31 protein-coding genes and 1 tRNA gene are annotated in these 26,421 nt (G+C 46.2%); 15 read left to right on the forward strand and 17 right to left on the reverse strand.

The window, feature by feature from the left end:
• Nucleotides 1–68: 68 nt before the first annotated feature.
• Nucleotides 69–590 carry a hypothetical protein gene (locus J3A84_RS05575; protein WP_207599018.1) on the reverse strand — a complete coding sequence of 174 codons (522 nt, stop codon included), beginning with the start codon at nucleotides 588–590 and terminating at the stop codon, nucleotides 69–71.
• A gap of 315 nt (nucleotides 591–905) precedes the next feature.
• On the opposite strand from J3A84_RS05575, the gene J3A84_RS05580 reads away from it, so the two are divergent.
• The 4 genes from J3A84_RS05580 to citG all read left to right on the forward strand — a co-directional run bounded on the left by J3A84_RS05580 (nucleotide 906) and on the right by citG (nucleotide 4,714).
• On the forward strand, nucleotides 906–1,070 hold the full coding sequence (locus J3A84_RS05580; RefSeq protein WP_207599101.1) for a hypothetical protein: 165 nt from the start codon (nucleotides 906–908) through the stop codon (nucleotides 1,068–1,070).
• A gap of 207 nt (nucleotides 1,071–1,277) precedes the next feature.
• Nucleotides 1,278–2,882 carry a mannitol dehydrogenase family protein gene (locus J3A84_RS05585; RefSeq protein ID WP_207599019.1) on the forward strand — a complete coding sequence of 535 codons (1,605 nt, stop codon included), beginning with the start codon at nucleotides 1,278–1,280 and terminating at the stop codon, nucleotides 2,880–2,882.
• A gap of 202 nt (nucleotides 2,883–3,084) precedes the next feature.
• Nucleotides 3,085–3,828, forward strand: coding sequence for a GntR family transcriptional regulator (locus tag J3A84_RS05590; RefSeq protein WP_342590940.1), 744 nt, complete (start codon nucleotides 3,085–3,087; stop codon nucleotides 3,826–3,828).
• Nucleotides 3,812–4,714: a triphosphoribosyl-dephospho-CoA synthase CitG gene (gene citG, locus J3A84_RS05595; RefSeq protein WP_207599020.1), complete on the forward strand. Its 903-nt coding sequence runs from the start codon at nucleotides 3,812–3,814 to the stop codon at nucleotides 4,712–4,714. Before J3A84_RS05590 ends, citG begins: the two co-directional genes overlap by 17 nt.
• 98 nt (nucleotides 4,715–4,812) lie before the next feature.
• On the opposite strand, the gene J3A84_RS05600 is transcribed toward citG, so the two are convergent.
• The 8 genes from J3A84_RS05600 to citD (J3A84_RS05635) form a co-directional block, all read right to left on the reverse strand.
• Entirely contained in the window at nucleotides 4,813–5,925 is a 1,113-nt protein-coding gene (locus J3A84_RS05600; RefSeq protein WP_207599021.1) for a sodium ion-translocating decarboxylase subunit beta, read from the reverse strand.
• A 9-nt stretch (nucleotides 5,926–5,934) separates the two neighbouring features.
• Nucleotides 5,935–6,285 carry a biotin/lipoyl-containing protein gene (locus J3A84_RS05605; protein ID WP_207599022.1) on the reverse strand — a complete coding sequence of 117 codons (351 nt, stop codon included), beginning with the start codon at nucleotides 6,283–6,285 and terminating at the stop codon, nucleotides 5,935–5,937.
• Nucleotides 6,286–6,297: 12 nt separating this feature from the next.
• Complete coding sequence (locus J3A84_RS05610) at nucleotides 6,298–6,588, reverse strand: OadG family transporter subunit (protein WP_207599023.1); 291 nt, start codon at nucleotides 6,586–6,588, stop codon at nucleotides 6,298–6,300.
• A 10-nt stretch (nucleotides 6,589–6,598) separates the two neighbouring features.
• Nucleotides 6,599–8,020 (reverse strand): pyruvate carboxylase subunit B, encoded by a 1,422-nt coding sequence (locus J3A84_RS05615; RefSeq protein ID WP_207599024.1) that lies wholly within the window; start codon nucleotides 8,018–8,020, stop codon nucleotides 6,599–6,601.
• A 273-nt stretch (nucleotides 8,021–8,293) separates the two neighbouring features.
• Nucleotides 8,294–9,598, reverse strand: coding sequence for a citrate/sodium symporter CitS (citS, locus tag J3A84_RS05620; RefSeq protein WP_207599025.1), 1,305 nt, complete (start codon nucleotides 9,596–9,598; stop codon nucleotides 8,294–8,296).
• A 103-nt stretch (nucleotides 9,599–9,701) separates the two neighbouring features.
• On the reverse strand, nucleotides 9,702–11,252 hold the full coding sequence (gene citF / locus J3A84_RS05625) for a citrate lyase subunit alpha (RefSeq protein ID WP_207599026.1): 1,551 nt from the start codon (nucleotides 11,250–11,252) through the stop codon (nucleotides 9,702–9,704).
• Complete coding sequence (locus tag J3A84_RS05630; protein WP_207599027.1) at nucleotides 11,252–12,151, reverse strand: aldolase/citrate lyase family protein; 900 nt, start codon at nucleotides 12,149–12,151, stop codon at nucleotides 11,252–11,254. The genes citF (J3A84_RS05625) and J3A84_RS05630 overlap by 1 nt, the downstream gene beginning before the upstream one ends.
• A complete protein-coding gene (gene citD / locus J3A84_RS05635) occupies nucleotides 12,151–12,480 on the reverse strand; it encodes a citrate lyase acyl carrier protein (RefSeq protein ID WP_342590941.1) in 330 nt (109 codons plus the stop codon). Before citD (J3A84_RS05635) ends, J3A84_RS05630 begins: the two co-directional genes overlap by 1 nt.
• A gap of 345 nt (nucleotides 12,481–12,825) precedes the next feature.
• On the opposite strand from citD (J3A84_RS05635), the gene citC reads away from it, so the two are divergent.
• The 7 genes from citC (at nucleotide 12,826) to trxA (ending at nucleotide 18,215) form a co-directional block, all read left to right on the forward strand.
• A complete protein-coding gene (citC, locus tag J3A84_RS05640; RefSeq protein WP_207599028.1) occupies nucleotides 12,826–13,857 on the forward strand; it encodes a [citrate (pro-3S)-lyase] ligase in 1,032 nt (343 codons plus the stop codon).
• A gap of 6 nt (nucleotides 13,858–13,863) precedes the next feature.
• Entirely contained in the window at nucleotides 13,864–14,184 is a 321-nt protein-coding gene (gene citD / locus J3A84_RS05645; RefSeq protein WP_207599029.1) for a citrate lyase acyl carrier protein, read from the forward strand.
• Complete coding sequence (gene citE / locus J3A84_RS05650; protein WP_207599030.1) at nucleotides 14,172–15,062, forward strand: citrate (pro-3S)-lyase subunit beta; 891 nt, start codon at nucleotides 14,172–14,174, stop codon at nucleotides 15,060–15,062. Before citD (J3A84_RS05645) ends, citE begins: the two co-directional genes overlap by 13 nt.
• A 2-nt stretch (nucleotides 15,063–15,064) precedes the next feature.
• Entirely contained in the window at nucleotides 15,065–16,603 is a 1,539-nt protein-coding gene (gene citF / locus J3A84_RS05655; RefSeq protein WP_207599031.1) for a citrate lyase subunit alpha, read from the forward strand.
• Between the two features lie 21 nt (nucleotides 16,604–16,624).
• Nucleotides 16,625–17,179 (forward strand): citrate lyase holo-[acyl-carrier protein] synthase, encoded by a 555-nt coding sequence (gene citX / locus J3A84_RS05660; protein ID WP_207599032.1) that lies wholly within the window; start codon nucleotides 16,625–16,627, stop codon nucleotides 17,177–17,179.
• Between the two features lie 172 nt (nucleotides 17,180–17,351).
• Nucleotides 17,352–17,750, forward strand: a complete 399-nt coding sequence (locus J3A84_RS05665; protein ID WP_207599033.1) for an OsmC family protein — start codon at nucleotides 17,352–17,354, stop codon at nucleotides 17,748–17,750.
• A 147-nt stretch (nucleotides 17,751–17,897) separates the two neighbouring features.
• Nucleotides 17,898–18,215 (forward strand): thioredoxin, encoded by a 318-nt coding sequence (gene trxA / locus J3A84_RS05670; protein WP_207599034.1) that lies wholly within the window; start codon nucleotides 17,898–17,900, stop codon nucleotides 18,213–18,215.
• A gap of 69 nt (nucleotides 18,216–18,284) precedes the next feature.
• On the opposite strand, the gene J3A84_RS05675 is transcribed toward trxA, so the two are convergent.
• Entirely contained in the window at nucleotides 18,285–18,914 is a 630-nt protein-coding gene (locus tag J3A84_RS05675) for a dUTP diphosphatase (RefSeq protein ID WP_207599035.1), read from the reverse strand.
• Between the two features lie 123 nt (nucleotides 18,915–19,037).
• Between J3A84_RS05675 and J3A84_RS05680 the strand changes: the two genes are divergently transcribed.
• Together J3A84_RS05680 and J3A84_RS05685 are read left to right on the forward strand one after the other, a co-directional pair.
• Nucleotides 19,038–19,505, forward strand: a complete 468-nt coding sequence (locus J3A84_RS05680; protein WP_207599036.1) for an HD domain-containing protein — start codon at nucleotides 19,038–19,040, stop codon at nucleotides 19,503–19,505.
• A gap of 47 nt (nucleotides 19,506–19,552) precedes the next feature.
• Entirely contained in the window at nucleotides 19,553–20,530 is a 978-nt protein-coding gene (locus tag J3A84_RS05685; protein ID WP_207599037.1) for a Gfo/Idh/MocA family protein, read from the forward strand.
• Nucleotides 20,531–20,730: 200 nt separating this feature from the next.
• Here the strand turns inward: J3A84_RS05685 and J3A84_RS05690 are convergent, their stop codons facing one another.
• The 5 genes from J3A84_RS05690 to J3A84_RS05710 all read right to left on the reverse strand — a co-directional run bounded on the left by J3A84_RS05690 (nucleotide 20,731) and on the right by J3A84_RS05710 (nucleotide 23,438).
• The gene (locus J3A84_RS05690) at nucleotides 20,731–21,153 is read right to left on the reverse strand and encodes an LptM family lipoprotein (protein WP_207599038.1); all 423 of its coding nucleotides are present in this window, start codon (nucleotides 21,151–21,153) and stop codon (nucleotides 20,731–20,733) included.
• 18 nt (nucleotides 21,154–21,171) lie between these two features.
• Nucleotides 21,172–21,645: a glutathione peroxidase gene (locus J3A84_RS05695; protein WP_207599039.1), complete on the reverse strand. Its 474-nt coding sequence runs from the start codon at nucleotides 21,643–21,645 to the stop codon at nucleotides 21,172–21,174.
• 140 nt (nucleotides 21,646–21,785) lie between these two features.
• Entirely contained in the window at nucleotides 21,786–22,259 is a 474-nt protein-coding gene (locus tag J3A84_RS05700; protein WP_207599040.1) for a glutathione peroxidase, read from the reverse strand.
• A 214-nt stretch (nucleotides 22,260–22,473) separates the two neighbouring features.
• Nucleotides 22,474–22,752 (reverse strand): DUF427 domain-containing protein, encoded by a 279-nt coding sequence (locus J3A84_RS05705; RefSeq protein WP_207599041.1) that lies wholly within the window; start codon nucleotides 22,750–22,752, stop codon nucleotides 22,474–22,476.
• A gap of 80 nt (nucleotides 22,753–22,832) precedes the next feature.
• Nucleotides 22,833–23,438 (reverse strand): NAD(P)H-dependent oxidoreductase, encoded by a 606-nt coding sequence (locus J3A84_RS05710; RefSeq protein ID WP_207599042.1) that lies wholly within the window; start codon nucleotides 23,436–23,438, stop codon nucleotides 22,833–22,835.
• 242 nt (nucleotides 23,439–23,680) lie between these two features.
• Between J3A84_RS05710 and J3A84_RS05715 the strand changes: the two genes are divergently transcribed.
• Nucleotides 23,681–23,755 (forward strand) — tRNA-Glu (locus J3A84_RS05715).
• 211 nt (nucleotides 23,756–23,966) lie between these two features.
• On the opposite strand, the gene J3A84_RS05720 is transcribed toward J3A84_RS05715, so the two are convergent.
• Nucleotides 23,967–24,653, reverse strand: coding sequence for a 3-oxoacid CoA-transferase subunit B (locus J3A84_RS05720; protein WP_207599095.1), 687 nt, complete (start codon nucleotides 24,651–24,653; stop codon nucleotides 23,967–23,969).
• Nucleotides 24,653–25,312, reverse strand: a complete 660-nt coding sequence (locus tag J3A84_RS05725; RefSeq protein ID WP_207599043.1) for a CoA transferase subunit A — start codon at nucleotides 25,310–25,312, stop codon at nucleotides 24,653–24,655. Before J3A84_RS05725 ends, J3A84_RS05720 begins: the two co-directional genes overlap by 1 nt.
• A gap of 175 nt (nucleotides 25,313–25,487) precedes the next feature.
• Between J3A84_RS05725 and J3A84_RS05730 the strand changes: the two genes are divergently transcribed.
• Entirely contained in the window at nucleotides 25,488–26,411 is a 924-nt protein-coding gene (locus J3A84_RS05730; RefSeq protein WP_207599044.1) for a LysR family transcriptional regulator, read from the forward strand.
• Nucleotides 26,412–26,421 lie beyond the last annotated feature (10 nt).

Below are 26,421 nucleotides of genomic sequence, written 5' to 3' on the forward strand. Positions count from 1 at the left end.
TTCGTGGGTGACAAAAATATTTAGAAGACAAAAAAGAGTGAAACCGTATATGGAATCACTCTTTTTTGTTATATTCTTTTCTTTAAATTCGAGAAAGCCTCATTATGATCTTCCAGATACTGCTTCAGCTGGCTCAGCTTACAATTACCAGAATCGTATTTTCTGATTTCTGTCAGTAAGTCGTTTTCATCACCGGAAAGGTTCTCCTGCTGATCATCAAAGTGATTTACTACGTTCTGAAGCTCTGTCTTCAGCTCCTCGTCCTCTGTGATATCTGTAAATCCATAGCCTTTCAGCCTTTCGATGACTTTCTCCATGGAGGGATCATTGAATCTTTCATACCAGTCCAGGAATCCCTTGAGCTGCATGCTGTTTTCAGATACTCCATTTTCAGGGAGAACAAGCTTGATCCCACCATCTTTAATCCATTGCAGAGTAATGGCATCTCCAACACTTCTGAACTGCTTTTTTGTGGACATAAAGTCCGTAAAGAAGCCAATATTGATCTCTTCTACAAGTTCCTTACTCAGAGACAGGGTGGAGCTTTTACTGACAATACGGTAACCTCTAAAAATTTTATCAAACATCATTACTGTTATTCTTCCTTCCTTGTTTCAAACTAAAATTAATACCTCAAGCCAATAGTATATCGCAAGGGGCTCAATGAAAATGTGAATCTTTGATTCGCTTCCAAATTTTGAAGTGGATCGTATTTCGATAAAGAAGTAATACCAGATGTTACAGGGTGTAATGTTTAAATTGTGAATTTTGTTTGTTCACGTATCTCCAGTTGTTAGAGAATCTTAATGAAATTGATACAGAATCTCTTTGGTAGTTTACAACTTAAATTTGTATAATGAAATTAATCAATTTGATAATATATAATAAATCAGGAGGAATTATTCATGGCTGATAATGAAAACAAAGATATAAACGTGGAAAAGAGAAACGTAAATAGAAATGAGAATCCGGGTCTTGTTGGATCCACTTTCATAAAGTATGGAGCATATATCATCATTCTGCTGATTGTACTTTATTTCGTTATCAACTACATACTGCCTATGCTGTAAAGGTGCAATAATGAGATCAAGGCGTTTGTCTTGGTCTTTCTTTTTGTTTGGATACTGCTGTATCATGACAATATAGCGTTTACATTCGACTTCATGGCAAATATTGCTTTATAACGGATTAATTGTGGATATTTAATGATCTTTGGCATAAACTGAAACTATCAATCCTATTCAAGAGATAGGCAAATAAATCAGAGAGGTGAAATCATGGAACTTAAGGTAAAAAGCTTGAAAGAACTCGAGAGCAAGGGAATAAAGGTACCACAGTTTGATGTGGAAAGCATGGTGAAAAAAACAAAGGAGGATCCTGTGTGGGTGCACTTTGGTGCAGGAAATATCTTCAGAGGCTTTATCGCGAACCTGCAGCATGCCCTGCTGGACGATGGTGTAACAGATAAGGGGATCATCGCAGCGGAAACCTTTGATTTTGACATCATAGACAAGATCTATGAACCATACGATAATCTGACACTGCTGGTCAGTCTCAATGCGGACGGCAGCACATCAAACTCAGTGGTGGCAAGCATCGCGGAAGGTGTCAAGGCCAATCTGTCCGATGAGAAGAATGCGGCCAGACTGAAAGAGATTTTTGAGAATCCGTCCCTTCAGATGATCAGCTTCACCATCACAGAAAAAGGATATGCATTAACCAATGTGAATGGAGATGTATTCCCATTCGTAACCAAGGATTTTGAAAATGGTCCAACGAGCCCAAGTCATGCCATGAGCGTCGTCACATCCCTGCTTTATGCAAGATACCAGAAGGGCAAGTATCCTCTGGCAGTGGTCAGCATGGACAACTGCAGCCACAATGGTGAAAAGGTGGAAACATCCGTGAAGACCATCGCAGGCGAATGGCTGAAGAGAGGGTTCGTAGATCAGGGATTCATTGATTACATCAATGATGAAAAGAAGATTTCCTTCCCATGGAGCATGATCGATAAAATCACACCTAGACCAGCAGAAGAAGTGAAGAACATGCTGGATGAACTGGGTGTGGAGAACATGGCACCGGTGGTCACATCCAAGAATACGTTCATTGCACCGTATGTCAATGCGGAAGTGCCACAGTATCTGGTTGTGGAAGACAAGTTCCCCAATGGAAGACCGGAACTTGAGAAGGCAGGCGTATACTTCACCGACAGAGACACCGTGAACAATACGGAAACCATGAAGGTGACCACCTGCCTGAATCCGCTTCATACTGCACTGGCTGTCTATGGATGCGTACTGGGCTTTGACAGCATTTCAGCTGAAATGAACGATAAAGAGCTGAAAACTCTGGTGGAGAAGATCGGTTATGAAGAAGGTATGCCTGTGGTGGTTGATCCGAAGATCATCAGCCCGAAGAGCTTCATCAAGGAAGTCATTGAAGAAAGACTGCCTAATCCATTCATTCCCGATACCCCACAGAGAATCGCAACGGATACAAGCCAGAAAGTGGCCATCAGGTTTGGTGAAACCATCAAGTCCTACATGAAGAGAGAGGATCTGGATGCCTCTTCACTGACATATATTCCTCTGGCACTGGCCGGATGGCTGAGATATCTTCTGGGTGTGGATGACAACCTTGAAAAATTCGAGTTATCCAGCGATCCGATGCTTTCAGAGCTTCAGAGCAAGCTGGAAGGCATCAAGGTTGGAGATGTCTCCTCCTACACAGGTCAGCTGAAGGATGTGCTGTCCAATGAGATTCTGTTCGGACTGGACCTTGAAAAAGCAGGTCTGGCAGACAAGGTGGAAGGCATGTTCCTGGAACTCATTGCAGGCAAGAATGCAGTAAGAGACACACTGAAGAAGTACTTAGCTTAATAAGATCCAACTTTGAAACGGCCTTCGGGCCGTTTCTTTATATCCGGAAAATGTGCAGAGAGCTTCAGCATCAAGGATGTTTCGGGTTGCATTTTTACTGTTTTTGTGTGAAATGCATGGTCCGGACCTGTGAAATCCTTTATAATGGTCCTGTATACAGTGTGCAGAAGAAAAACAGAAGGAATAAAAGGAGTGTCGATAAGTGGATGAATACATGAAGGAAGTCATAAAGCTGGCGGATCTGAGCCAGAACAAACCGCTGAATGAAATCGTGTTTGAGGGACTTAGAATCGCCATCATCAAAGGAATCATTCCCGTGGGTGAGAGAATCAACGAGTCGGTCTATGCTGAGAAGATGAATATCAGCAGAACCCCTGTAAGAGAAGCCCTCCGAAGGATCCAGGAAGAAGGACTGGTGGAGTATGTTCCGCACTATGGCGTAGTGGTGAAGAAGATCACCATTGAAGATGCGGTTGAAATCTATCAGATCCGAAAGGCGCTGGATATTCTGGCTACCCAGAATGCCATGAAGATCATGACCGAGGAGCAGTTTGATGAGATGAAAGCGCTGCTGGAAAAAACCGATGAGGCGGATACCAGAGGAGATTATAAAGAAGTCATTGAGCTTTCCAGACAGTTCAACGACATGATCTACGAGTTTTGCAGAATGCCGAGACTGGATGTCATCGTGAAGAAACTGAGACAGTATCTCATGCGCTTTCGAGACATCTCTCTTACGGAAAACGACCGTAGACGAAAAGCGCTGGATGAGCACTGGCTCCTGTATCAGAATATGAGACAGAAGAACTATGAACAGGTGGCCATCATCACCTCGGAGCATCTGGATTACTCAGAGAAGTTCATCCTCAAAGAAATGAGAAGAATTGAAGAGGAAGCGGATGATCAGGCCAGGGAAAAGGATAGAAGTAATGGAAGAAAAAAATAGAGCACATCATTGGGCGGAGGAAGCGGCAAAGCTTGCAGAGGAATCCATTCTCACGGAAGCGGTTCTGACACCCAAACCAGGGCTTGTGGATGCGAAGGACAGCGGTTCCCACAAGGATATGGATATTTTCACCTTTCTTCGCAGTGCTGTAAGCCTTCGAGAAGGATTCAAAGAGATGTTTCTCTCCGGATATCATGGGGGTGCGGATCTCAAGGAGCTTCTCAAAAGCCTGCGACCAAAGGGGATGGATATTGAAGCCCGGATGTTTGAAGCGACGAAGGACATCAACACCCACAAAGGAATCATCTTTTCCATGGGACTTCTTCTGGCTGCCCTGGGAAACCATATGAGTAGATCCGATTATCAGAAAAATCAGCTCCCGACATTCACTGAAAAGGACACGGAAGAAGTGTTTCAGATCATCCGGTCCATGACGAAAGGCATCATTCAGAGCGATTTTAAGAATCTTAATGAGAAAACCCTGCTGACTCATGGAGAAAGACTCTACAAAGAATATGGTTTTACAGGCATCCGAGGAGAAGCGGAAAAAGGATATCCTGTATTAAGAGAAAAAGTGCTTCCTGTTTTACGGGAAGGTGGATACAAGGAACAGTCCTATGACAGCAGGCTACTGGACATGCTGATGATCCTCATGAGTGAAGTGGAAGACTCGAACATCGTGAGCCGAGGTGGCATGGAGTCACTGCAGTACGTAAGAAGAAGTGCAGATAGATTCATGAAGGATGGCGGGATGAGAAATCCCACCGCATTGGAGAAGCTTCATGAAATGAATCAGGACTTCGTGAAGAGAAATCTTTCTCCAGGCGGATCGGCAGATCTTCTTTCTCTGGCTGTTTTTCTGGGGAAAATGGAAAATATCTTATGAATAGCTAGTAAATAGAATAGATTAGTTACAGGCATATGAAAAACCCTCTCGCTTAGAAACGAGAGGGTTTTTGAATATATAAACTGATATCGGAATTGTTAACCGAAGAAGTTCAGGAGAACGCCGGCTGCTATGGCAGAACCGATGACTCCGGCTACGTTGGGTCCCATGGCATGCATGAGCAGGAAATTGGAAGGGTCTTCTTCCTGTCCAACCTTCTGAACCACTCTTGCGGCCATTGGCACTGCAGATACACCTGCTGCACCGATCATCGGATTGATCTGACCCTTGGTGAGCTTACTCATGAGCTTACCGAAGAGTACGCCTGAAGCGGTTCCGATGGAGAAGGCTACAAGTCCCAGTGCGATGATGCCCAGGGTCTTGGGGTTGAGTAGTGTTTCTGCATCCGCCTTGGCGCCTACTGTCAGTCCGATGAGGATGGTTACAGTGTACATCATGGCGTTCTTGCCCACTTCAACCAGATTCGGTACAACGCCCACTTCCTTGATCAGGTTACCGAACATTAGCATACCCACAAGAGGAGCTGCACTTGGAACCAGAAGAATCACGACGATGGTCACGATGATGGGGAAGAGAATCTTCTCCAGTCTGGAAACAGGTCTCAGCTGCTTCATCTTGATCTGTCTTTCTTCCTTGGTGGTGAGCATTCGGATGATCGGTGGCTGAATCACTGGCACAAGAGCCATGTAGGAGTAAGCCGCCAGAGCGATGGGTCCTAGAAGATGATCCGCCAGCTGGCTGGTCAGATAGATGGCTGTAGGGCCGTCTGCTCCACCGATGATTCCTATGGATGCTGCTTCAAGGGCAGTATATCCAAGAAGGATGGCACCGAGGAATGCGAAGAAGATACCCATCTGAGCAGCTGCACCCAGGAGCATGCTCTTGGGATTGGCGATGAGGGGACCGAAGTCTGTGGAGGCTCCGACACCCAGGAAGATCAGAGAAGGATAGATACCGTACTCGATCCCCATGTAGAGCAGTCTCAGAAGACCGCCCTCTTCCATCAGTCCGTTGCCTGGCAGATTCACCAGAAGCATACCGAAGGCGATGGGGATGAGCAGGTAAGGTTCGTATTTCTTATAAATGCCGAGATAGAGGAAAAACAGAGATATGCCGATCATGAGAAGGGCCTGTCCGTTCAGCTGCATGATTCCGCTGCTGGCAAAAAATTCGCTTAGTATTTCTAACATTTATGCCACCTACTTCGTTGCGATGGTCATAAGAAGAGCGCCACTATCCACGACCTGTCCGTCTTTTGCCTGAACAGTGGATACGGTTCCGTCAAATGGGGACACGATTTCATTTTCAAGCTTCATGGCTTCCAGAATCGCCAGAACCTGACCCTTCTTTACGGCCTGTCCTGGAGCAACCTTGACGGACATGATGGTTCCCTGGATTGGTGCCTCGATCTTTTCATCTGATGACTGTGGTGATGCAGCAGCTGGTGCAGCTGGTGCGCTCACGGGAGCTGAAGCGGTCTCATTGGCTCCTGCTTCCTCTACTTCTACCATATATACTTTTCCGTTAACGGTGATCTTGTATGTTTTCATTTATTTATCTCCTTACCCTATTCTCTTTATGGATTTTACTTTGACATTACCCTGATACTCTTCTTTGGCCAGTGCAGATGCTGTGAGCATCGCAACCATTCTGTCTTCTTCATCGTTATCCTGATGTGCAGGAGCCGCCACTGGTGCCGCTGTCACTGCTTTGTTCTTTCCATTCAGATCCTGTGGCAGGAACTTGAAAGAATAAATGATCATCTGCAGGAGTACAAGGATGAGGAAAACCACGAGCATGGCGAAGATGGACATGGTGATGCCATCTGAAAACTGGAAATTATTGATATCCATGTTGTTTTTCCTACCTTTCTATTATCATTTCGAATTCTACGACTTCGTTCTTGTTCTCTATCACCGGAGCGGCACTTTTTCCTTCAGGTGCCTCCGTCTTGGGCTTCAGGATGGCCTGCTGCGGATTCATGATGTAGGACAGGACTTCTTCGTCCTTGGCCTCGCGTCCGAGCTTCTCTTCCATTTCCTTCTTGGCTTCGTCATAGACCGGAGATAATTCGGAAACAGGTCTTGGAGGCTGAACGACTTCGTCTCCAAGGATCTTCTTCATGATCTCTTCATCTACGGGAGCAGGGGACTTTCCATAGCCGCCTCTCAGGTAGGTCTTGATTTCGTTGGGGATCATCTTGTAGCGTTCTCCGCTGATGACGTTCATGACCGCCTGGGTGCCCACCATCTGGGACAGTGGCGTTACTAGTGGCGGATAACCCATGTCTTTTCTCACTTCAGGGATTTCCTTCAGCACTTCTGTGAAGCGATGGAACATCTTTGCATCCTGAAGCTGACTCATGAGGTTCGAGAGCATTCCACCAGGTACTTCGTACTTGAGAATCTTCGGATTGACCACCAGGGCTCTTGCCTTGTACTGACCGCTGTCGATGTACTTCTGGGCAATCTTGTCTGCCAGTTCATAGGCATCATCCAGCGCCTGTGCATCATACTCCACTTCTCTGCCGATGTTCTTGGCCGTCTCGTAAATAGTTTCCGCAGCGATGTGGCTGGTTCCGCCGGAGAATGGAGAGATTACCGTATCCACGATATCCGCGCCGGCTTCCATGGCTCTCAGCATGACGAGGTGCGTGAGTCCTGCAGTGGTGTGACTGTGGACATTTATGGGAAGATCCGTTACGGACTTCAGTGCCTTGACCAGGCTGTAGGCCGCATCAGGAACCAGAATTCCTGCCATGTCCTTGATGCAGATGGAATCTGCGCCCATGTCCGCCATCTTCTTCACGAGATTCACGAAGTATTCCTCTGTATGCACTGGGCTCACAGTGTAACTGATGGCACACTGGCAGTGGCCGCCGTGCTTCTTGATGAACTTCACGGAATTCTCGATGTTGTTCATATCATTCAAGGCATCGAAGACTCTTATGATGTCTATGCCGTTTTCGATGGCAAGTTTTATGAATCTTTCCAGGGTGTCGTTGTCATAGTGTCTGTAGCCCACCAGGTTCTGACCACGCAGAAGCATGGACAGCTTGGTGTTTTTGGCTGCTTTTCTGATTTCTCTCAGAATTTCCCAGGGGCTTTCGTTCAGGAATCTCAGAGCGGAATCAAAGGTGGCGCCGCCCCATACTTCAAGGGCATTGTAACCGACTTTGTCCAGAGCGGTGACAAGCTTTATGATGTCTTCTTTCTCCATTCTTGTGGCAAGAAGACTCTGATTGCCATCTCGGACGGTCAGGTCATTGAGCAGGACTTTTGTCATATTTTCTCCTCCTATTTATTAGGATGTCTTTCAGTAAAGTACACGAAACGGATTTTCATCGGTCTTAATTTCATGCGGGAAAGACAGTCTAAATTTCAATCACTACTAGTATAAACGATTACGAATCAGGGAACAACCACACCATCATGAAAATACAGCGAAAGTACATGATTAAAATCCGGGATATGAATAAAGTGCACGACTGTCTATGAGTCGTGCACTTTTAAGGGAGCTACCTAATGATAGTATGATAGTTTCAATCTAAGGCTTCAGCTACATCATGAAGGAGAAGGCAAAGCTTCCCAGAATCAGGATGATGGCTCCGCCAAGACGGCTGGACAGCTGTGCGTAGGCGATGAGGTCCATTCTGTCCGCAGCACCAAGGACCGCCAGGTCTCCAGATCCACCTCTGTTGGCCATACAAAGACCAGCTGTGATGGCAGCGTCGATGGGATAGAATCCCACAAGGTATCCGACCAGTGCGGATCCGATGATGGCACCGACAACGATGAACAGTGCAATGATTGCATTCTGTGGCGTAAGGGCTGCAACGAATTCTCCAAGGTCCATATCTGCACCTACACCAACCATGATGAGGATGGTAAGGTTTGTTGTTGTGAAGGACTGAAGCTTCTTGGCACCCATTCTGATGCTCTTAGGCACAACACCGGTAGCTGCAAGAACCACTACAAAAAGAATCATGTAGGCAAGCTGATGGATGGGTGCTCCGAATATTTCTGGAAGGATGCTCTTTGACATCAGTCTACCGAAGGTGTACGCCGCAACGGTCAGGAAAAGACCAGCTCCGATATCCCCCATGGTAACTTTGTAGTTCACATCATCAGATACATCAAAGGTGGAGTTTCTAAGAAGCGTCTTCTTGTCTCCAGTCCAGGATGGCTTCTTCTCCCCAAGGGAGTTCAGCAGAGCACCGGAGATGATGGCGAAGATATTGGCGATGGTCAGAATGACGATGGCGAAGGCATAGTAGGAATCACTGCTTCCGCCTGTCACATCCGCATAGATCTGTGACAGTGGGATTGCACCAGCTCCGTTACCACCACCCATGACTGGCAGCACATACTGCAGCATGATCATAGCAGGGTTCACACCAAAGACCAGTCCTGCAAGGGAACCAAGGATTCCGGCACCTATAACACCACCAAGGATGGCAGGAACGTAGCCTGCAAAGCTCTTCAGCAGGATGTCTCTATCCAGAGATAGTACTGAACCTGTGATCAGAACGATGATGAAAAACGTAAGGAAGTTGGTATCGCTCATGAATACATCCATGGATTCCACATAGCTTTCAGGAATCAGGTTCCACTGAACGAGGGCAGAAGTACCGAGGAAGGTAAGGACAAGTCCGCCTCCCACATATTTGTTCCAGATGGGAATTCTCTTTCCGATTTCATTGAGCGGGATGGCGATGGCAAGCATAAGGGCCATGATTCCGCCCATATCTGTGGAGAGAACCTCCAGATAAGTGGCAACGTAAATAATGAGTATGGCAGCTAAAGCAAACCACCATGGCATGGAAAAGAGCCTGAGGCCTTTTTTGTCGGTAGTAGTAGTCATTGATCATTCCTCCGATTATGTATTATTTAGTATGAATATATTATTTCAAGATGAACATCGCTCAAGATAGGATTAGACATTCATCATTGGAATCCAATTGATATCATGTTATTTTCTTTGGTTTTCTGACCACATCGATGAGCGTACCGTCACGATATTCAACCAGAGCCACCACTTCATCTTCAAACTGGATTTCTTCCGGTTTTCCCACCAGCTGATAGGCTTCATCGCGAAGCTTTTCAATTGTCATAAGCGGGAGGCCGGAGTCTTTCAGCGCTTCAAGAAGATCGGTTCTCGCTGGATTGACGGCTACGCCAACTTCAGTCACGACGATATCGACGCTTTCCCCGGGAGTTGTCACAGTGATGACGGAATCTTTGATGGTGGGGATACGGCTTCTTACAAGAGGAGCCACGATGATGGAGCATTTGGATCCGGCAGCTGTATCCACATGACCACCAGGAGCACCTCTCACTACGCCATCCGAACCGGTCACGACATTGACGTTGAAGTCTGTGTCCACTTCCAGTGCACCCAGTATGACGAAATCCAGTTTATTGACGAATGCGCCTTTGTTCATGGGATTGGCGTACTGGGATGTGGAAATTTCGAAATGTCTGGGATGGTTATGGACAGAAGCGATGGATGTGAGATCAAAATCCTGTGCATCCACGATGGTTCCTATGAGCCCCTCTTCCATAAGATCGATCATGGGCTTCGTGATTCCTCCTATGGCAAAGCCCATCCTGATGTCTTTCTCCACCATATAGGGTTTCAGAAATCTCGTCACAGCAAGAGAGGGTCCGCCGCCTCCGGTCTGGAAGGAGAATCCGTCTCTGAAATAAGGTGTGCTGACAAGAGCCTTGGTGGCATATTCCGCGATGAGCAGTTCTCGGGGATCTGTTGTGAAGCGAAGCAGTTCATTGGCGATTTTTCTGGGATTTCCTATTTCTGGCACTACAACCACATAATCCACATCCACCTGCTTTATGCTGGGAGGGAAATTCGGGAAAGGGACCAGTGTATCGGTTATGACAACCACTTTATCCGCATACTCTGCATCCACCATGGAATAGGACAGAACACCGCAGTCGGATTTTCCGCCTTTACCTCTCGCATTTCCATAGAGATCCGATGTAGGTGCTCCGATGAAGGCAACATCAATATGGATGTCTCCGGTTTCAATAGCACGTACTCTTCCACCATGACATCTGATATAGGCGGGATTCTTCAGTTTTCCTTCTGAGATGGCTTCTCCGATCTCACCACGAACGCCACTGGAAGAGATGCCTGTGATGGTTCCATCTTCAATATATCTGACGATGGGAGCATGGGCGGTCCCCAGTGAACTGGCACAGACAGTGATGTCTCTTATGCCCATCTCATGGATGGCATCCATGACCATGTTTACGATGTAGTCTCCATCTCTGAAGTGATGATGGAAGGAAACGGTCATTCCATCACGGAGCTCTGATTTTATGATGGCTTCCTTCAGATCCGAAACCACTTTACTCTCCTGAGGTCGTATAGAAGCTTTCACTTTCGGTGCGGCTTTCCTGTACTCATACCCTTCTCGGTAATACTGGCCCTGAAAGACCTCTACATCATGGACAAGAAACTGGTCCGGGATGTCTCTTTTCACCTTGTTGATCATTATAAATCCCCCCTATACACACCGGATGCTTTCGCCAGGGTAAGCACTCTTCTTGCACCCTCCACCATGGCGATATCGATCATCTGACCATCCACCACAATTACACCGACCCCTTCTTTGGCCGATTCTTCTACACCATAGATGGTTTTCTCTGCCATCTGGATCTCCTTCTGACTGGGTGTGAAGACCTGATGAATGATGGATATCTGTTTTGGGCTGATGACGGATTTTCCATCAAAGCCCATATTTTTGATCTGTTCTGTATCTCTTCTCAGACCTTCGAAATCATCCACGTTCGTATGCACGGTATCAAAGCACATGATATCAGCGGCTCTTGCTGCAAGGACCAGCTGACTTCTGGCTGCAAGCATCTCATAGCCTTCAGAGGTTCTTTTGGCATGCATGGTTCTCATGAAATCGCCGGCACCGATGGAGATGCCGAAAATACGATCCGAGCTCTGTGAAAGTTCCAGCGCGTTGATGACCCCCATGGGTGTTTCAATGGCTGCCATGAGAAGTGTGCTTCCGAGAGGCCTTTGAAACTCAAGCTCCGCTTTTCTTACTTCTTCTTCCACAAGGGTGACATCGCTCCTGTATTCACATTTCGGGATTCTGATACCGTCACATCCTCCTGCTACAGCAGCACGAATATCTTCTTTCCAGTGCAGAGATTCTTTACCATTGATTCGGACCAGACGCTCTACACCTTTATAGTCCGAATACTTCAAGGTATTGTACAGCTGGATTCTGGCTGAATCTTTCTGGTTTTCAGAAACAGCATCTTCCAGATCGAAGATCACGGAATCCGGTTTATAGATGTAGGCATCTTTCACAAGCCCGGCACGATGGGCATTGAGAAACATCATGGTTCTTCTGATTCTGTTTTTGTTCGGATGCATTACATCACCTCCCAGGGCAGATTCTCTTTCTGATCCATGGCGCGAAATACAGCGGTTTCCACGCGGGATCGGATGGTACAGTCCAGAGCACCCTTATCCATGGCGATGATCTTGGCGTTCTTCACATCGAGTTTTTCTAGAACATCCATGATGGTACTTCGGATCTGTTTGCCATACTGGCTCAATACACTGCTTTCGAGAATCAGTTCCAGGCCATCTTCTTGTGGTGAGATCATGATCTGGATGTCACTGGACTCTACAGTGCCGGCTACAGCTGAATGAAGCAGGTTCATATCGTTCCCTCCTGTTCTGATAAAGATCGGTTCCATACCATTCCTCATCTCAACGTTTTCACTCAGTATAAATTAAAGATATTCTCTTCACAATATATTTTGATTTAAAGAACAGTAAAAAAACAGCATCTCATTAACGCAATTATAATGTAGAGATGCATTTAGTGATGAATCGATAATTGTGCAGCAATCAGCATCAGAAGTACTGACAAAGTTGTTTCCTGGTCGGGTACATGGTTCTGATTGTCAGGAATAAAACATAAAGTACAGGTAAAAAACACATGAAATAAAAAAGTTGTCGTATAATGAAAATGTAATCGATACGATAGGGGTTGTCTGATGATCCCTGAAATCCTATATAGGTAAATGGGGGAGATTTTCATGAATTATATACTTCAGAGAATGTGGATCGGAAGAAGCAGATCTGCCAGAGAAGCATGGGAGACCATGCTGAGTCAGGCTGGAATCAGATCGGAAGACACGGTGGAATATACCGTAGGGGTATATGACGGAGAAAAGCTTGTCGCCACGGGATCCCGCTACAAGAATGTGCTCAAGTGCATAGCGGTCTGCAAAGATTATACGGGAGGAGAAGTCATAAGTCTTCTCATATCCCATCTCATGACGGAAGTCTTTGATGAGGGTCATACCTCCTGCTATGTCTATACGAAACCGGAGTCTGTCCAGTCCTTTGTCTACATGGGATTCAATGAGATCGAACGAGTGGGAGAGGATCTGGTCTTTCTGGAAAAAGCGGTTCACGGATTTGATGAGTTCCTGAGAAACCTCGAAAAAGAGAGGATTCCAGGTGAAAAGATCGCAGGCATTGTCATGAATGCCAATCCATTTACAAAGGGTCATCAGTATCTCATCGAAACAGCGGCAAAGGCCAGTGATGTGCTTCATGTTTTCGTTCTTACGGAAGATCTGTCCGCTTTTCCCACGAAGGTGAGAAAAGAGCTAGTGAAAAGAGGGACAGCTCATCTGAAGAATGTGAGGATTCACGAGACAGGAGACTACATGGTCTCCGCCAAGACGTTTCCTTCCTATTTCCTGAAGGAAAACAAGGATGTGACGGAAGTCCAGGCAAGCCTGGATGCCAGGATCTTCAAAAATCATATTGCAAAGGCCCTAGCCATCACCACCAGATATGTGGGAGAAGAGCCGCTTTCCTTTGCGACCAACATCTACAATGAGGCCATGAAGAAAGTGTTTCAGGATGAGATGAACCTGGTGATCATTCCGCGTAAGGAATTCGGCGGAGAAGTCATCAGCGCATCCAGAGTGCGGAAATACCTGAAAGAAGATCGTGTAGAGGAGCTGAAGGGGCTGGTTCCGGAAACCACCTTCCAGTTTCTGGTCTCTGAAGAAGGGAAAAAGATACAGGAAAAATTAAGAAGCGAGGAGCAGTAACAGCGTATGCAGAAGTTTAACATTGTAAGGCAAGCCATTGCAGGTACCATGGAATCATCTGATCTTCAGATCATTCTGGACCAGAACGAAGGCAACGGCATTGAAATCGAACTGAAAAGTAGTGTGGAAAATCAGTATGGAAGAAGAATCAGAGAGGTCCTTCTGGATACTCTGAAGAACCTGGGCATAGAGGATGCGAAGCTGACGGTGACGGACAAGGGTGCGCTGGACTGCACCATCGTGGCCAGAACCATCGCAGTGGTGCATCGCGCAGCGGATGCCACAGATAAAATCGACTGGGAGGGACTTGAAGAATGGAACGTTTAAGAAGAACCATGATGTTTGTGCCTGCCAGTAATGCAGGAATGCTGAGAGATGCCTATATCTACGGAGCCGATTCCATCATGTTTGATCTGGAGGACTCCATCTCCCTGAAGGAGAAGGACACTTCAAGATTTCTGGTCTACCAGGCAGTGAAGACCATCGACTACGGCGCAACGGAAACAGTGGTCAGAATCAACAGCCTGGATATGGGCGGAAAAGATGATGTCCATGCCATGGTCAGAGCAGGCATTGATGTCATCCGGCTGCCAAAGACGGAAACCGCCCAGGATATCCTGGATGTGGAAGAAGTGATTCTGGAAGCGGAAAGACAGTGCGGCAGAGAAGAAGGAAGCACGAGGATGATGGCGGCCATCGAAGGCCCTGTGGGTGTTCTCAATGCCCTCAGCATCGCCACAGCAAGCAGAAGACTCATCGGTATCGCACTAGGCGCAGAAGACTATGTCACCTCCATGAAGACCAGAAGGTATCCTGAAAGAAACAGCGAGGAAATCTTCTTCGCCAGATCCATGATCGTCCATGCAGCCAGAGCTGCAGGGATCGCGGCGCTGGATACGGTGTTCTCCGATGTCAATGACTCCGAAACACTGCGGAAGGAAACAGAGCTGATCAGGCAGCTGGGCTTCGACGGAAAATCCGTCATCAACCCAAGACAGATTTCCATTGTGAACTCCGTCTTCACACCTACGGAAAAGGAAATCGCCAATGCCGTGGCTGTGATGCATGCCATCGAAGAAGCCGAAGCAAAGGGTTCAGGCGTCATCGCGCTCAATGGAAAGATGATCGACAAGCCCATTGTGGAAAGAGCGGAAAGAGTTCTGATGCTTGCTGAAGCAGCCGGCGTATACAGGAAAGGGGAATAATCATGGCAGAGAACAAGTTAGGTAGGGAAATCCCTGAACAGTATGCAGATGTCTTCGGCACCTTTGAAGGACAGTTTTCCAGAAGACATGACTATAAAAGATCCAGCGGGAAAGTGACCTCTGTGAAACCGGGAGAATCAAAGCTTCTTAGTTCCATCAGAGAAGCCATAGAAAAATCAGGACTGAAAGATGGCATGACCATTTCCTTCCATCATCATTTCAGAGAAGGGGACAAGGTCCTGAACATGGTCATGGAGGAGATTGCTGCTATGGGCATCAAGAATCTGACCCTGGCACCAAGTTCCATCGCCAATGTCCATGCACCGCTTATTGACCATATCAAGAACGGTGTGATCACCCAGATTACCTCTTCCGGTCTGAGAGACAGGCTGGGCGCGGAAATCTCTCACGGGCTCATGGAGAAACCGGTGATCATCCGGTCTCACGGCGGTAGAGCCAGGGCCATCGAAAAGGATGAAATTCACATCGATGTGGCGTTTCTGGGTGCACCCAGTGCTGATGCCTACGGCAACGCCAACGGTTCCCATGGAAAGGCCAACTGCGGTTCTCTGGGCTATGCCAAGGTGGATGCGGAATTTGCAGACAAGGTGGTCATCATCACAGACAATCTGGTGCCCTATCCCAATACACCCATCAGCATCCCTCAGAACCAGGTGGATTATGTAGTGGTTGTGGACTCCATCGGAGACCCTGATGGCATCGCAAAGGGAGCCACCCGAATCACCACCAATCCGAAGGAGCTTCTGATTGCCGAGAATGCCAATAAAGTCATCACAGCTTCACCATACTACAAAGAAGGATTCTCCTTCCAGTCGGGAACTGGCGGTTCCACCCTTGCCGTGGCAAGATTCCTTCAGGACTCTATGAGAAAGGACAACATCAAGGCGTCCTTCGCATTAGGTGGGCTGACAGGACATCTGTGCAGCATGCTGGAGGAAGGTCTCATCGAAAAGATCATCGATACCCAGTGCTTTGATAGAAGCGCCATCGAATCCATGAAGAAGAATGAGCATCACTATGAAATCAGCGCCTCCTTCTACGCCAATCCTGGAAACAAGGGCGCAGCAGTGAATCAGCTGGATGTGGTTGTGCTGTCTGCACTGGAAATCGATACGAACTTCAATGTCAACGTCATGACAGGTTCTGACGGTGTCATCAGAGGAGCCTCAGGGGGGCACAGCGATGCATCAGCAGGAGCAAAGCTCAGCCTGGTTCTGACACCGCTGATCAGAGGAAGAATTCCTACCATCGTGGAGGAAGTGAATACCGTGATCACCCCTGGAGCTAGCATCGATGTGGTGGTGACGGAGATCGGAATCGCCATCAATCCTCGCAGGCAGGATCTCATGGAAGCCTTCAGAAATCTCAATGTTCCTCAGTACACCATGGAGGAGCTGAAGGAGAAGGCCTATGAGGTGGTAGGGCGACCAGACCCCATCGTCTACGAGGACAGAGTGGTGGCGCTCATTGAATACCGTGACGGAAGCCTCATTGATGTGGTCAGAAAAGTAAGAGACTAGCATAATTTGGAGGTGCGAAGGATGAAGAAAAATCCCTTGGCAGAGGGCAGCAGCCCCTCGCTGGAAGAAGTGCTTCATACAAGAGAGAATCGTGTGCGATTTCAGGAAGCTCTGGCTGCAGAGTATGCTCCTGATTCCGTAATCTCCTTCAAGCTGAATATTCCAGGACCCGTGAAAAGCAATGAAACCATAGGAAAAATCTTTTCTCTCGGAAAATCCGACATCACAGATGCGATCGCTGCCGAAGGGTGGGAGATTCTCTATGAGAAAATCATGGATCTTAAAACAGGGCCGGAGCTTTTTCTGGTGACCAGAGGAACACTTGCGGAAGTGAAAAGTGCCATGATCAGGCTGGAAGAGGAAATGCCTCTGGGGCGGCTCTTTGATCTGGATGTCTTTGCGGCAGAGGGGACTGTTGTCAGGACCCTCTCCAGAGAAGCTCTGGGGTATCCCGAGAGGAGATGCCTGATCTGTGAGAAGCCTGCAAAGGTCTGTGGAAGAAACAGAACCCATGAAATCCGTGAAATGCATGAGAAAATCATGGAAATCCTGGAAAAAGAAAATCGACTGAAATAGAGTGAGCAGGTCTGAACTCCGGAAGAGGGGATCAGAGCTGCTCTTTCTAGTGCGGGAAAAAGTGATTCATCACTTCACTCCGTGTCTTAGCCCGGAATCATATGACACGTTCTGATTCCTATGTTAAAATCTAACTATAGAACAGAACACATATCATCAGGAGGTATAAATTATGAAATGGGTCAACATGGAATTTGACTATGCATTCAAAGGGATACTGAAGGCGAAGAGAGGAACTGTGGACATCGGCATCGAAGAAGGAACCATCGAACCCTACGATATGGTCTTCGGCGCACTGGGATCCTGTCTCTACTCCACTTTTCTGGATATTGCCGTGAAAAAGAAAATCGTCTATGAAGGAGTCAGAATGAAGGTCTCCGGAGAAAAGAGAACGGAAGTACCTACAACACTGAAAACCGTGAATGTCGAGGTCACTGTCATCAATCCTGTGAAGGAAAAGGGACTGGACCAGGCCATGAGACTGGCAACCGAGTACTGCTCCGTTTATCAGACACTGGCACATGTGGCGGAGATGAGCTACAGCCTGAACTTTGAATATACCGACAAGTAGGAGAGCATCGGCCCTGATTTGATCAGGGCTTCTTTTTTTGCAATCATGGAATGGAGTTCACAGGATAATACATTGTGCAAAATCGGATTTTGCTGTATAATAAGTTTTATAAAATTTAATTTGATAGTAATATGGAGATGATAATGCATGATAAGAAATACAGGAGAAGGCACTTTCGAGAAAGATGTTCTGGAAAGAAAAGGACTGGTGCTGGTGGATTTCTGGGCACCCTGGTGCGGTCCCTGCAAGATGATTGCGCCGGTGCTGGAACAGGTGGCGGAGGAACACAAAGAAGAGATTGAAATCGCCAAGCTGAATGTGGATGACCACAGCATCATCGCCCAGAGATACAAGATCAGGAGCATACCCACCATGATTCTGTTCAAGGACGGAAAGCCGGTGGATGGAGCCATAGGAATGAGATCAAAGGATTATTTCAAGGAACTCATCAGAAAACACAAATAAGGGACAACAGAAAAAACACCGTGCATGGATTGCCATGAGCGGTGTTTTTGTGTTCGTAAACGGTTGGAATTATTTCAGGCCGGTGCTTCCATAGCCGCCACCCCGATTTTTTCCGATGATTGATACATCATCGGTTTCAATGAATTCTGCATGGATCACTTCATTGAAAACCACCTGGGCGATTTTTGTGCCTTTTTCGATGTAGAGCGTGCCATAGGGGTTGTTCTGCTCATCGAGCACAAGAAAGGGAGCAAGTCCCAGCGTTTCCTGGGTTTCTGTTCCCTTGGCGCTGTAGGTGGTGAAGACACCATCCTTTTTATCGGGAAACAGGATTCTGCAGTTTCTCTGAACCTCAGCCCGGAGCTCTTCGTTATAGAGCATCTCATAGGGAAGGGTTGCGATGTTGTAGGTGTTTTCCGCTATGACGCCTACAGGATTTCTGTAGCCCGCATCAACGGTGCCGGGGCTGTTTGGTATACTGAGGCTGGTCTTCAGGGAGAGTCCGCTTCTGGGTCTTACCTGCATCTCGATGGAATCCGGCAAGGCGACTTTGAAATTCAGCGGGATGATGATTTTTTCTCCCGGCCTTATGACCAGATCCTCTGCCGCATAGACATCCGCCCCTGCATCATTGAAATTGGCGTATGCCGGAATTCTGCCATCCTCCATGAGTTCGATGTGTATTTTTTCTTTCTTCATTTTACTGCTCCCATCTCTTCTTCTTAAATAAGGTATAATAGTATCAATATCTAAGGGAGGCTGCTCCCTACCTTCTATTATAAGCCAATGGAATCTTGCGGCAAAGAGAAAGGAGCTGGTATAGTGGAAAAAGTGAAACTGAAAGGACTGCCTCTCTTTGAAAGAGCGCTGACCCTGGCAGCGGTGATGCATGCAGGTCAGAAAGATAAGGGGGGACAACCCTATGTGATGCATGTGATCCGGGTCATGATGGAGCTGAAAGAACCGGAACTGAAAGTGGCGGCTCTGCTTCACGATCTTCTGGAGGACACCGACCTTACAGCAGAGGATCTGCTTTCCTATGGATTCAGTGAAGAAACCATAGGAATCGTGGCGCTTCTTTCGAGAGAACCGGAGGAGCCGTATATGGACTATATCAGAAGATTGTCCAGGGATGAGGGAGCCATCCGGATCAAGCTCAGTGATCTCAAAGACAATCAGAATCGCACCAGACTCAAGGGAAGCCTCAGCCAGGAAGACCTTAAGAGGATGGAAAAATATCACCGGGCAGAAGAATATCTTCTCCGTGTTCTTCATGACAGGGAAGTATAGGATTCTACTGATTTATTCTAAAGGATGAAAAATAAGGAGGAAATGTAATGAAGAACATCACATTTGGAATCATCGGCTGCGGAGACGTGACAGAGAAAAAGAGCGGACCTGCCTTTCAGAAGCTTCCACACACCACGCTGAAGTGGGTGATGCGAAGAAACGAAGAGAAACTCATTGACTATGCAAGAAGACATCATATCAAGGATTATACTACGGATTACAAGGAGATTCTGAAGGATCCTGAAGTGGATGCGGTCTACATCGCCACACCGCCGTCTATGCATAAATTCTATACCATCGAGGCAGCAAAACATAAGAAGGATGTCTATGTGGAAAAACCCATGGCTATGACAGTAACGGAGTGCAGAGAAATGATAAAGGTCTGCAAAGACGAGGGAGTGAAGCTGTTTGTAGCGTACTACAGAAGGTCCCGGAAGAAGTTTCGGACTGTGAAGAAGCTTCTGGAAGATCATGAGATCGGAGAAATCAGATCCTTTCAATATCACTATGTGAATCCCCTGCCGCTGCATAATCCTAAGAGAGCATGGCTCTATGATCCGGAAGTGTCCGGAGGCGGTCAGCTCTATGATGTGGGTTCTCACATGATGGATATGATGCTCTATCTCTTTGGAGAAGTAAGCTATGCCAAAGGAATATCATCCAATCAGTCAGGCGTACTGGATGTGGAAGACAATACATCAGGGATTCTTTCGTTCAGAAACGGCGTTCAGGGAACGGTGCAGATGACTTTCAACGGAAAAATCAGTGAGGATGAGATGGTGGTGACAGGAAACGAAGGCACGCTGAAATTTTCCATCATGAATAATGAGCCTCTTAAGATCATGAAACCTGAGGGCGTCGATGAGATTGTTTTTGAGGAACTGGAGCATGTTCAGATGCCACTGATCAGTGATGTGGCTAAGGCCATGGCTGGTGAAAATGAACTGGATTCCACTGGACTATACGGGCTGAGAACTCAGGAAATCATTGAAGCATTCAGAGACAGCAAGGAAATCAGATACTGAAAAATAAATTGGGGCAAAAATTAAGACTTCTGCAAGTAATTGCAGAAGTCATGTCCATTCTTTAAAGCAATTTGAGGATTTCCTCTGGATTCCTTTTGTCCTGTATTGGTTGTCAGAAGTACAGTGAGAATAATACTCTACTTCCTTCTTTAGTATAACAAAAATCGGATGATTATAACAGTAGATTCTATAAAAAATATTCAGTTTCCTTGATAAATCCACAGCTCTTCATGAATATTCTTTTCATCAATGAGAAAGTAGTTCTTGGACTCGGTTCTGCTGATATGGGTATAGATCATCTCATCGCTGATCTGAGATTTATTGGAGTCCCGATCCATGAAATATCTGGAAGCATGAAGCAGTTCACCATCGTAATGGATGGAGATCACATACTGGCTTCTGGTCAGATCGTAGATGACGATATGGACCGAATCTTCTCTTTTCGCATCGACATTCTGCAGGAAGATTTCAAATCGTTCATGATTTGCGCTGTTGGTTCCATCTAAGACAATATAGCCTCTACTGACTGCATCTTCCCTGGGAAAATATTCCTCTTTCGCTGAACATCCCGTGATGAGAAACAGAACCAGAAGAGCGGCCAGGGGGATTATGAGTTTTCTCATGGGAGTTTCTCCTATCGTCTACAGCAATTCCAGTATGTCTTTTTCTATGGATAGAGGATTGGTGGTGGGTGCATATCTTCTGATGACTTGCCCTTCCTGGTTCACAAGAAATTTTGTGAAGTTCCATTTCACAGCATCGCCCAGGAGACCGCTGGTTTCTTTTCTCAGATACTTGAATAGTTCATGGGCATGTTCTCCATTGACATCGACTTTGGAAAACATGGGGAAGGTCACGCCGTAATTGATTTCGCAGAAATTACGGATTGCTTCTTCATCACCAGGTTCCTGACTCTTGAACTGGTTGCATGGAAATCCAAGCACAAGAAAATTCTTGTCCTGGAGCTTCTGATACAGTTTTTCCAGATCCGCATATTGTGGAGTAAAGCCGCATTTGCTGGCGGTATTCACAATAAGAAGAACTTTCCCCTCGTACTTTTTCATGGACTGCAGTTCTCCATCGATGTCTCTCGCATGAAATTCATATATACTCATAAAGCACCTCAAAAAATTAATAATATTGTTACAGTTAGGATAAGACAAAAATTAAATAATGTCAAATATTATTGTGTGCAAGGTATTTTTTGGCGAATGAAAAGAAGCGCCTTTTTCAAAGCGCTTCTGATAGTTTCGGATTATAAAATTGCTCTGATGTCCTTTTCAATATCCATGGGATCTACCTGTGGAGCATATCTTCTGATCACTTTTCCGTCTTTTCCCACAAGGAATTTGGTGAAATTCCATTTCACGGAATCGCCAAGCAGTCCTTTGGTTTCTTTTCTGAGATACCGGAAAAGGGCATGGGCATGTTCACCGTTCACATCGATTTTAGAGAACATGGGGAAGGTTACCCCGTAATTCAGCTCACAGAAATTCTTGATTCCAGCCTCATCTTCCGGTTCCTGATTCTTGAACTGGTTGCTGGGGAATCCCAGTACCATGAAGCCCTGATCCTTCATATTCTCATAGAGGGTTTCCAGTCCCTGGAATTGAGGGGTAAATCCGCACTTGCTTGCAGTATTCACAATGAGCAGGACTTTACCTTCATACTGGCTCAGATCCTGCTTCTCTCCATCGATGTCAATGGCGCTGTACTCATATACACTCATCAAAATAAGCTCCTTCTATTATTATTTCTTACAATAATTGTATTACGAATATTATATTTAGTCAAATTAAATTGCAGTAAATTTAATAAGAATAGAAAATGAAACACTCTACGTACAGCAGTGAGCTGGTGTAGAGTGTTTGCTTCTTGTTTGTTTACGAATCACAATGTGTGAAGAAGTAAGGATATTGGGGAGAAATTTCTTCTGCCCGAAGTCAGGGCTTCACATATTTTGATTCAAACGCCAGGTGTCCGGCAATGTTTTTCGCCTTTTCCTTCGGATTCTCATAGGACCAGGCCGCATTTTTCAGCTGATCCTCTCCAGCTTGAATATGATAGTATGTTGCATCGCCTTTCCAGGGACAGGTGTACTGTTTGTCACTTTTGGTGAAATGCTCCATCTTCACATCTTCTCTTGGGAAATAATGATTGTTTTCCACAATTTCAGTGCGATCGCTTTCTGCAAATACGGTATCTTTATAGACTACTTTCATGAAGGGCCTCCTTTTCACATGTAATCTTTTTATCACAAGAGAGCTTCATCTTCTGAAGCTCTCAAAGTTGTCATGTTGATTTATTTATTAAGAAACTGTTTGGTTACATCCACCAGTCTCTTCGCCTGATGTCGGACAGCGCCTTCCACATCATTGAGGATCTTTCCGTCCACGATACTTGCTGTGGTTCCGTAAGGATTTCCGCCTGCCTGATAAATCACCGGGTCACTGTAACCAGGAGCTACGATGATTGCACCGAAGTGCATAGCGGATGTATAGATGGATCTGACGGTTTCTTCCACACCACCATTTACGTTCATGGCAGAGGACATGGCGGTGACCATCTTGTTCACAAGAAGACCTTGTGACCAGACTCCACCAAGAATATCAAAGTACTGCTTGAACTGGGATGTTACATTACCATAACGGGTTGGGGTGGAGAAAATAACGGCGTCCGCATCCACGAAGTCCTGAGGCGTTGCCTCTGGGATCAGATCCTTTGTTTCCTCATAATGCTTCTTCCATAACGGATTCTGTTCGATGGCTGATTCTGGAGCAAGCTCCTTGACTCTCAAAAGCTTGACCTCAGCGCCTGCCTTTTCAGCTGCGTCCTTTGCCCAAAGGGCCATCTGATAGTTTCCTCCAGTTGAGCTGTAATAAATGACTGCTACTTTGACTTTTTCCATTATTTCATCGTTCCTTTCACTGTGTTTATTGTATTTCTGAAATTTATTTTGTTCCATGTAATAGTTATACCATTAGATTGTGTACGATGTGTAAATGGACTGTATCCTTTGAGTTAATTTAATACTAATTAGTAGTATTTACAATTGGTTCATAAATTATCCGTTTTTTCAGTTCTGCTATGAAATTTCTTGACTTGTCATTTTTTGAGTGCTATTATTTAAAGGTCATGTAGACAGATTGTGGCCCCTTGGTCAAGCGGTCAAGACGCTAGCCTCTCACGCTGGAATCAGGGGTTCGATTCCCCTAGGGGTCACCAGTATAAATACATCTTTCGTAGAGTTCAAGGATAGTTCTTCAAAGAACTTCCCGCTGGACTTCACAGAAGGTGTATTTTTTTGCGTCAGGATGCAGAAGCAGTCCGTATGGAGTGTTGCTCTTCAGAAAGGATGAGGACAGGATGAAAAAATCCATTATGGCGAAGCAAAAACCGTGGAAGAAGGATTTTCCACGGCTTTTTATGTGCGATGTCAGATTACACCTTCATCGGATAATTCATCTTCATTCATGTAGATCAGATCTCTGGAAAATGTCAGTGGTGCTTCCGTCAGTTTCTGGATTTCCTCCTCCGAGAACAGCGGATTGATTTCTCTCACCAGAAGACCTTTTTCGGTCACTTCGATTACAGCCATTTCAGTGATGATCATATCCACCTGATTTCTTGCTGTCAAAGGAAGCGTGCAGTCTCTCAGTATTTTCGGATTTCCTTTTGCAGTATGCTCCATGGCCACAATCACCTTTTTTGCACCGGATATGAGATCCATGGCGCCACCCATGCCAGGCACCATTTTTCCGGGGATCATATAGTTTGCGATGTTTCCTTTTTCATCCACCTGCAGGGCACCCAGGACTGTCAGATCCACATGCCCGCCTCGGATGATGCCGAAGGACAGCGCGCTGTCGAAGAAAGCGCCTCCGGGGAGGATGGTCACAGGCATGCCACCGGCATTGGTGATATAGGGGTCGAATTCCTCTTCCGTGGGGGAAGGTCCGAGACCCACGAATCCGTTTTCCGACTGGAAAACGATGTTCTTTCCTTCTGGAAGGAAATTAGCCACCAGGGTGGGCAGTCCAATGCCCAGATTGACCACGTCGTTTTCCTGCAGTTCCTTTGCCACTCTTTTTGCGATATAGTTCTGAATCTCTCTTTTCTCCATCATAAGGCATGCCCTCCATCTACAATATAGTCAATGAAAATTCCGGGGGTATGAACATGGTCAGGAGGTAGTTCACCCACTTCCACAAGTTCACCGGCTTCCACGATGGTAAGGTCTGCTGCCGTCGCCATGATTTCATTGAAGTTTCTTGTGGAACCATGGAAATTCATGTTGCCGAAATGATCGACTCTATTTGCAAAGAGAATGGCGACATCGGCTCTCAGAGGTTTTTCCAGCAGGAACTCTTCTCCATCCACAATCACCTTTTCTTTCCCTTTTTCCACTTCTGTCCCCAGACCTGTCCTTGTCAGCACTCCGCCCAGACCGAAACCGGCGCAGCGGATCTGCTCGATGAGTGTTCCCTGAGGGGTGAGAACCACCTCTGTTTCTCCGGCAAGCATCTGCCTTCCGGTTTCCTTATTGGTGCCGATATGCGACGCGATGATCTTTCTGAACTGTTTGTTCACCACAAGTTTTCCGGGTCCTTTATCTATGAATCCGGAATCATTGCAGATCAGTGTCAGGTCTTTGGCGCCTGATTCGCAGAGTGCATCGATGATCTTTTCGGGACATCCCACACCGAGGAATCCACCGACCATGATGACATCACCATCTTTGATTTTTGATGCAGCATCCTGTATTGAGATCAGCTTGCTCATATTTACCTCCAAATCTTTCTTCCTGATTCTATTTCTGATTTTACGTATACGATTACACTCTGATTCTATTTCTTTGTGATGCTTTTGTCTAATTGCAATCCTTCATATTTCCTATAACGGGAAGTTATAAGAAAATGATATAATGAGGGCAGAATGATATGCAAGGAGGTCTGTCATGGATATCAACCAGCTGAAATATTTCATTGCCATTGTGGAGAATGATCTGAATCTCTCTATCGCATCCAAAAAGCTGCACATCAGCCAGCCTGCTCTGTCGAAATACATCATCAAGTTTGAAGAGGAAGAGAAGGTGCGGCTATTTGAACGAAATCACGGAAGACTAACAAGACTGACTCCTGCGGGCGAAAACTTCTATGCCAATGCGCTGATTGTCATCGAGAAGCATGATACGCTCATGAGTGAGTTCCGTGAACATGGAAGTCTTATCAAGGGAACCGTGAAGATCGGGATCCCGCCACTGATTCTGACTGTATTGTTCACTGAGGTCATGGCAGATCTCATAAGGTTGAACCCAGATATAAGGTTCATCATTGTGGAGAAGGGGGCTTTTGAGCTTCGACGAATGCTTCTTCTGGATGAACTGGATCTCGCTGTACTTCTTCATCCGACAAATCTCAACGAACTGCTTTTCAAAGAGGAGATCATAAGAGAGGATGAACTCAGCGCATTCATGAGCACAGACAATCCACTGGCGGTGAATAAGACCATAGCATGGACAGATCTCAGAGGGAAAGATCTGGCGGTCTTCAATGAGACCTTCATGATTCACCATCAGCTCATGGGTAAGTTCAAATCCATAAAGATGGAACCGAAGATTTCGCTGATGTCGGGTTCCTGGGACTTTCTTCTGGAAGTCACAAGAACCTCCAGCTTCATCACCATTCTCCCTGCGCCCATCAAGGAACACTTCTCCTTCAGGGATGTGAGGGAAGTCCCCTTTGAAAAACCCATTTCCTGGCAGGTGGTCATGACCTATAGACAGAAATCCCATTTCACGAGAATCGAGGAATACACCATTGATTCCATAAGGAGATACTTCAAGGAGAAGAAGAAAATAGAGTCCCTGACAAATGAATAAAGAGAAACAC

This window comes from Proteiniclasticum aestuarii (assembly GCF_017368455.1).
Classification (GTDB): Bacteria; Bacillota; Clostridia; order Clostridiales; family Clostridiaceae; genus Proteiniclasticum; species Proteiniclasticum aestuarii.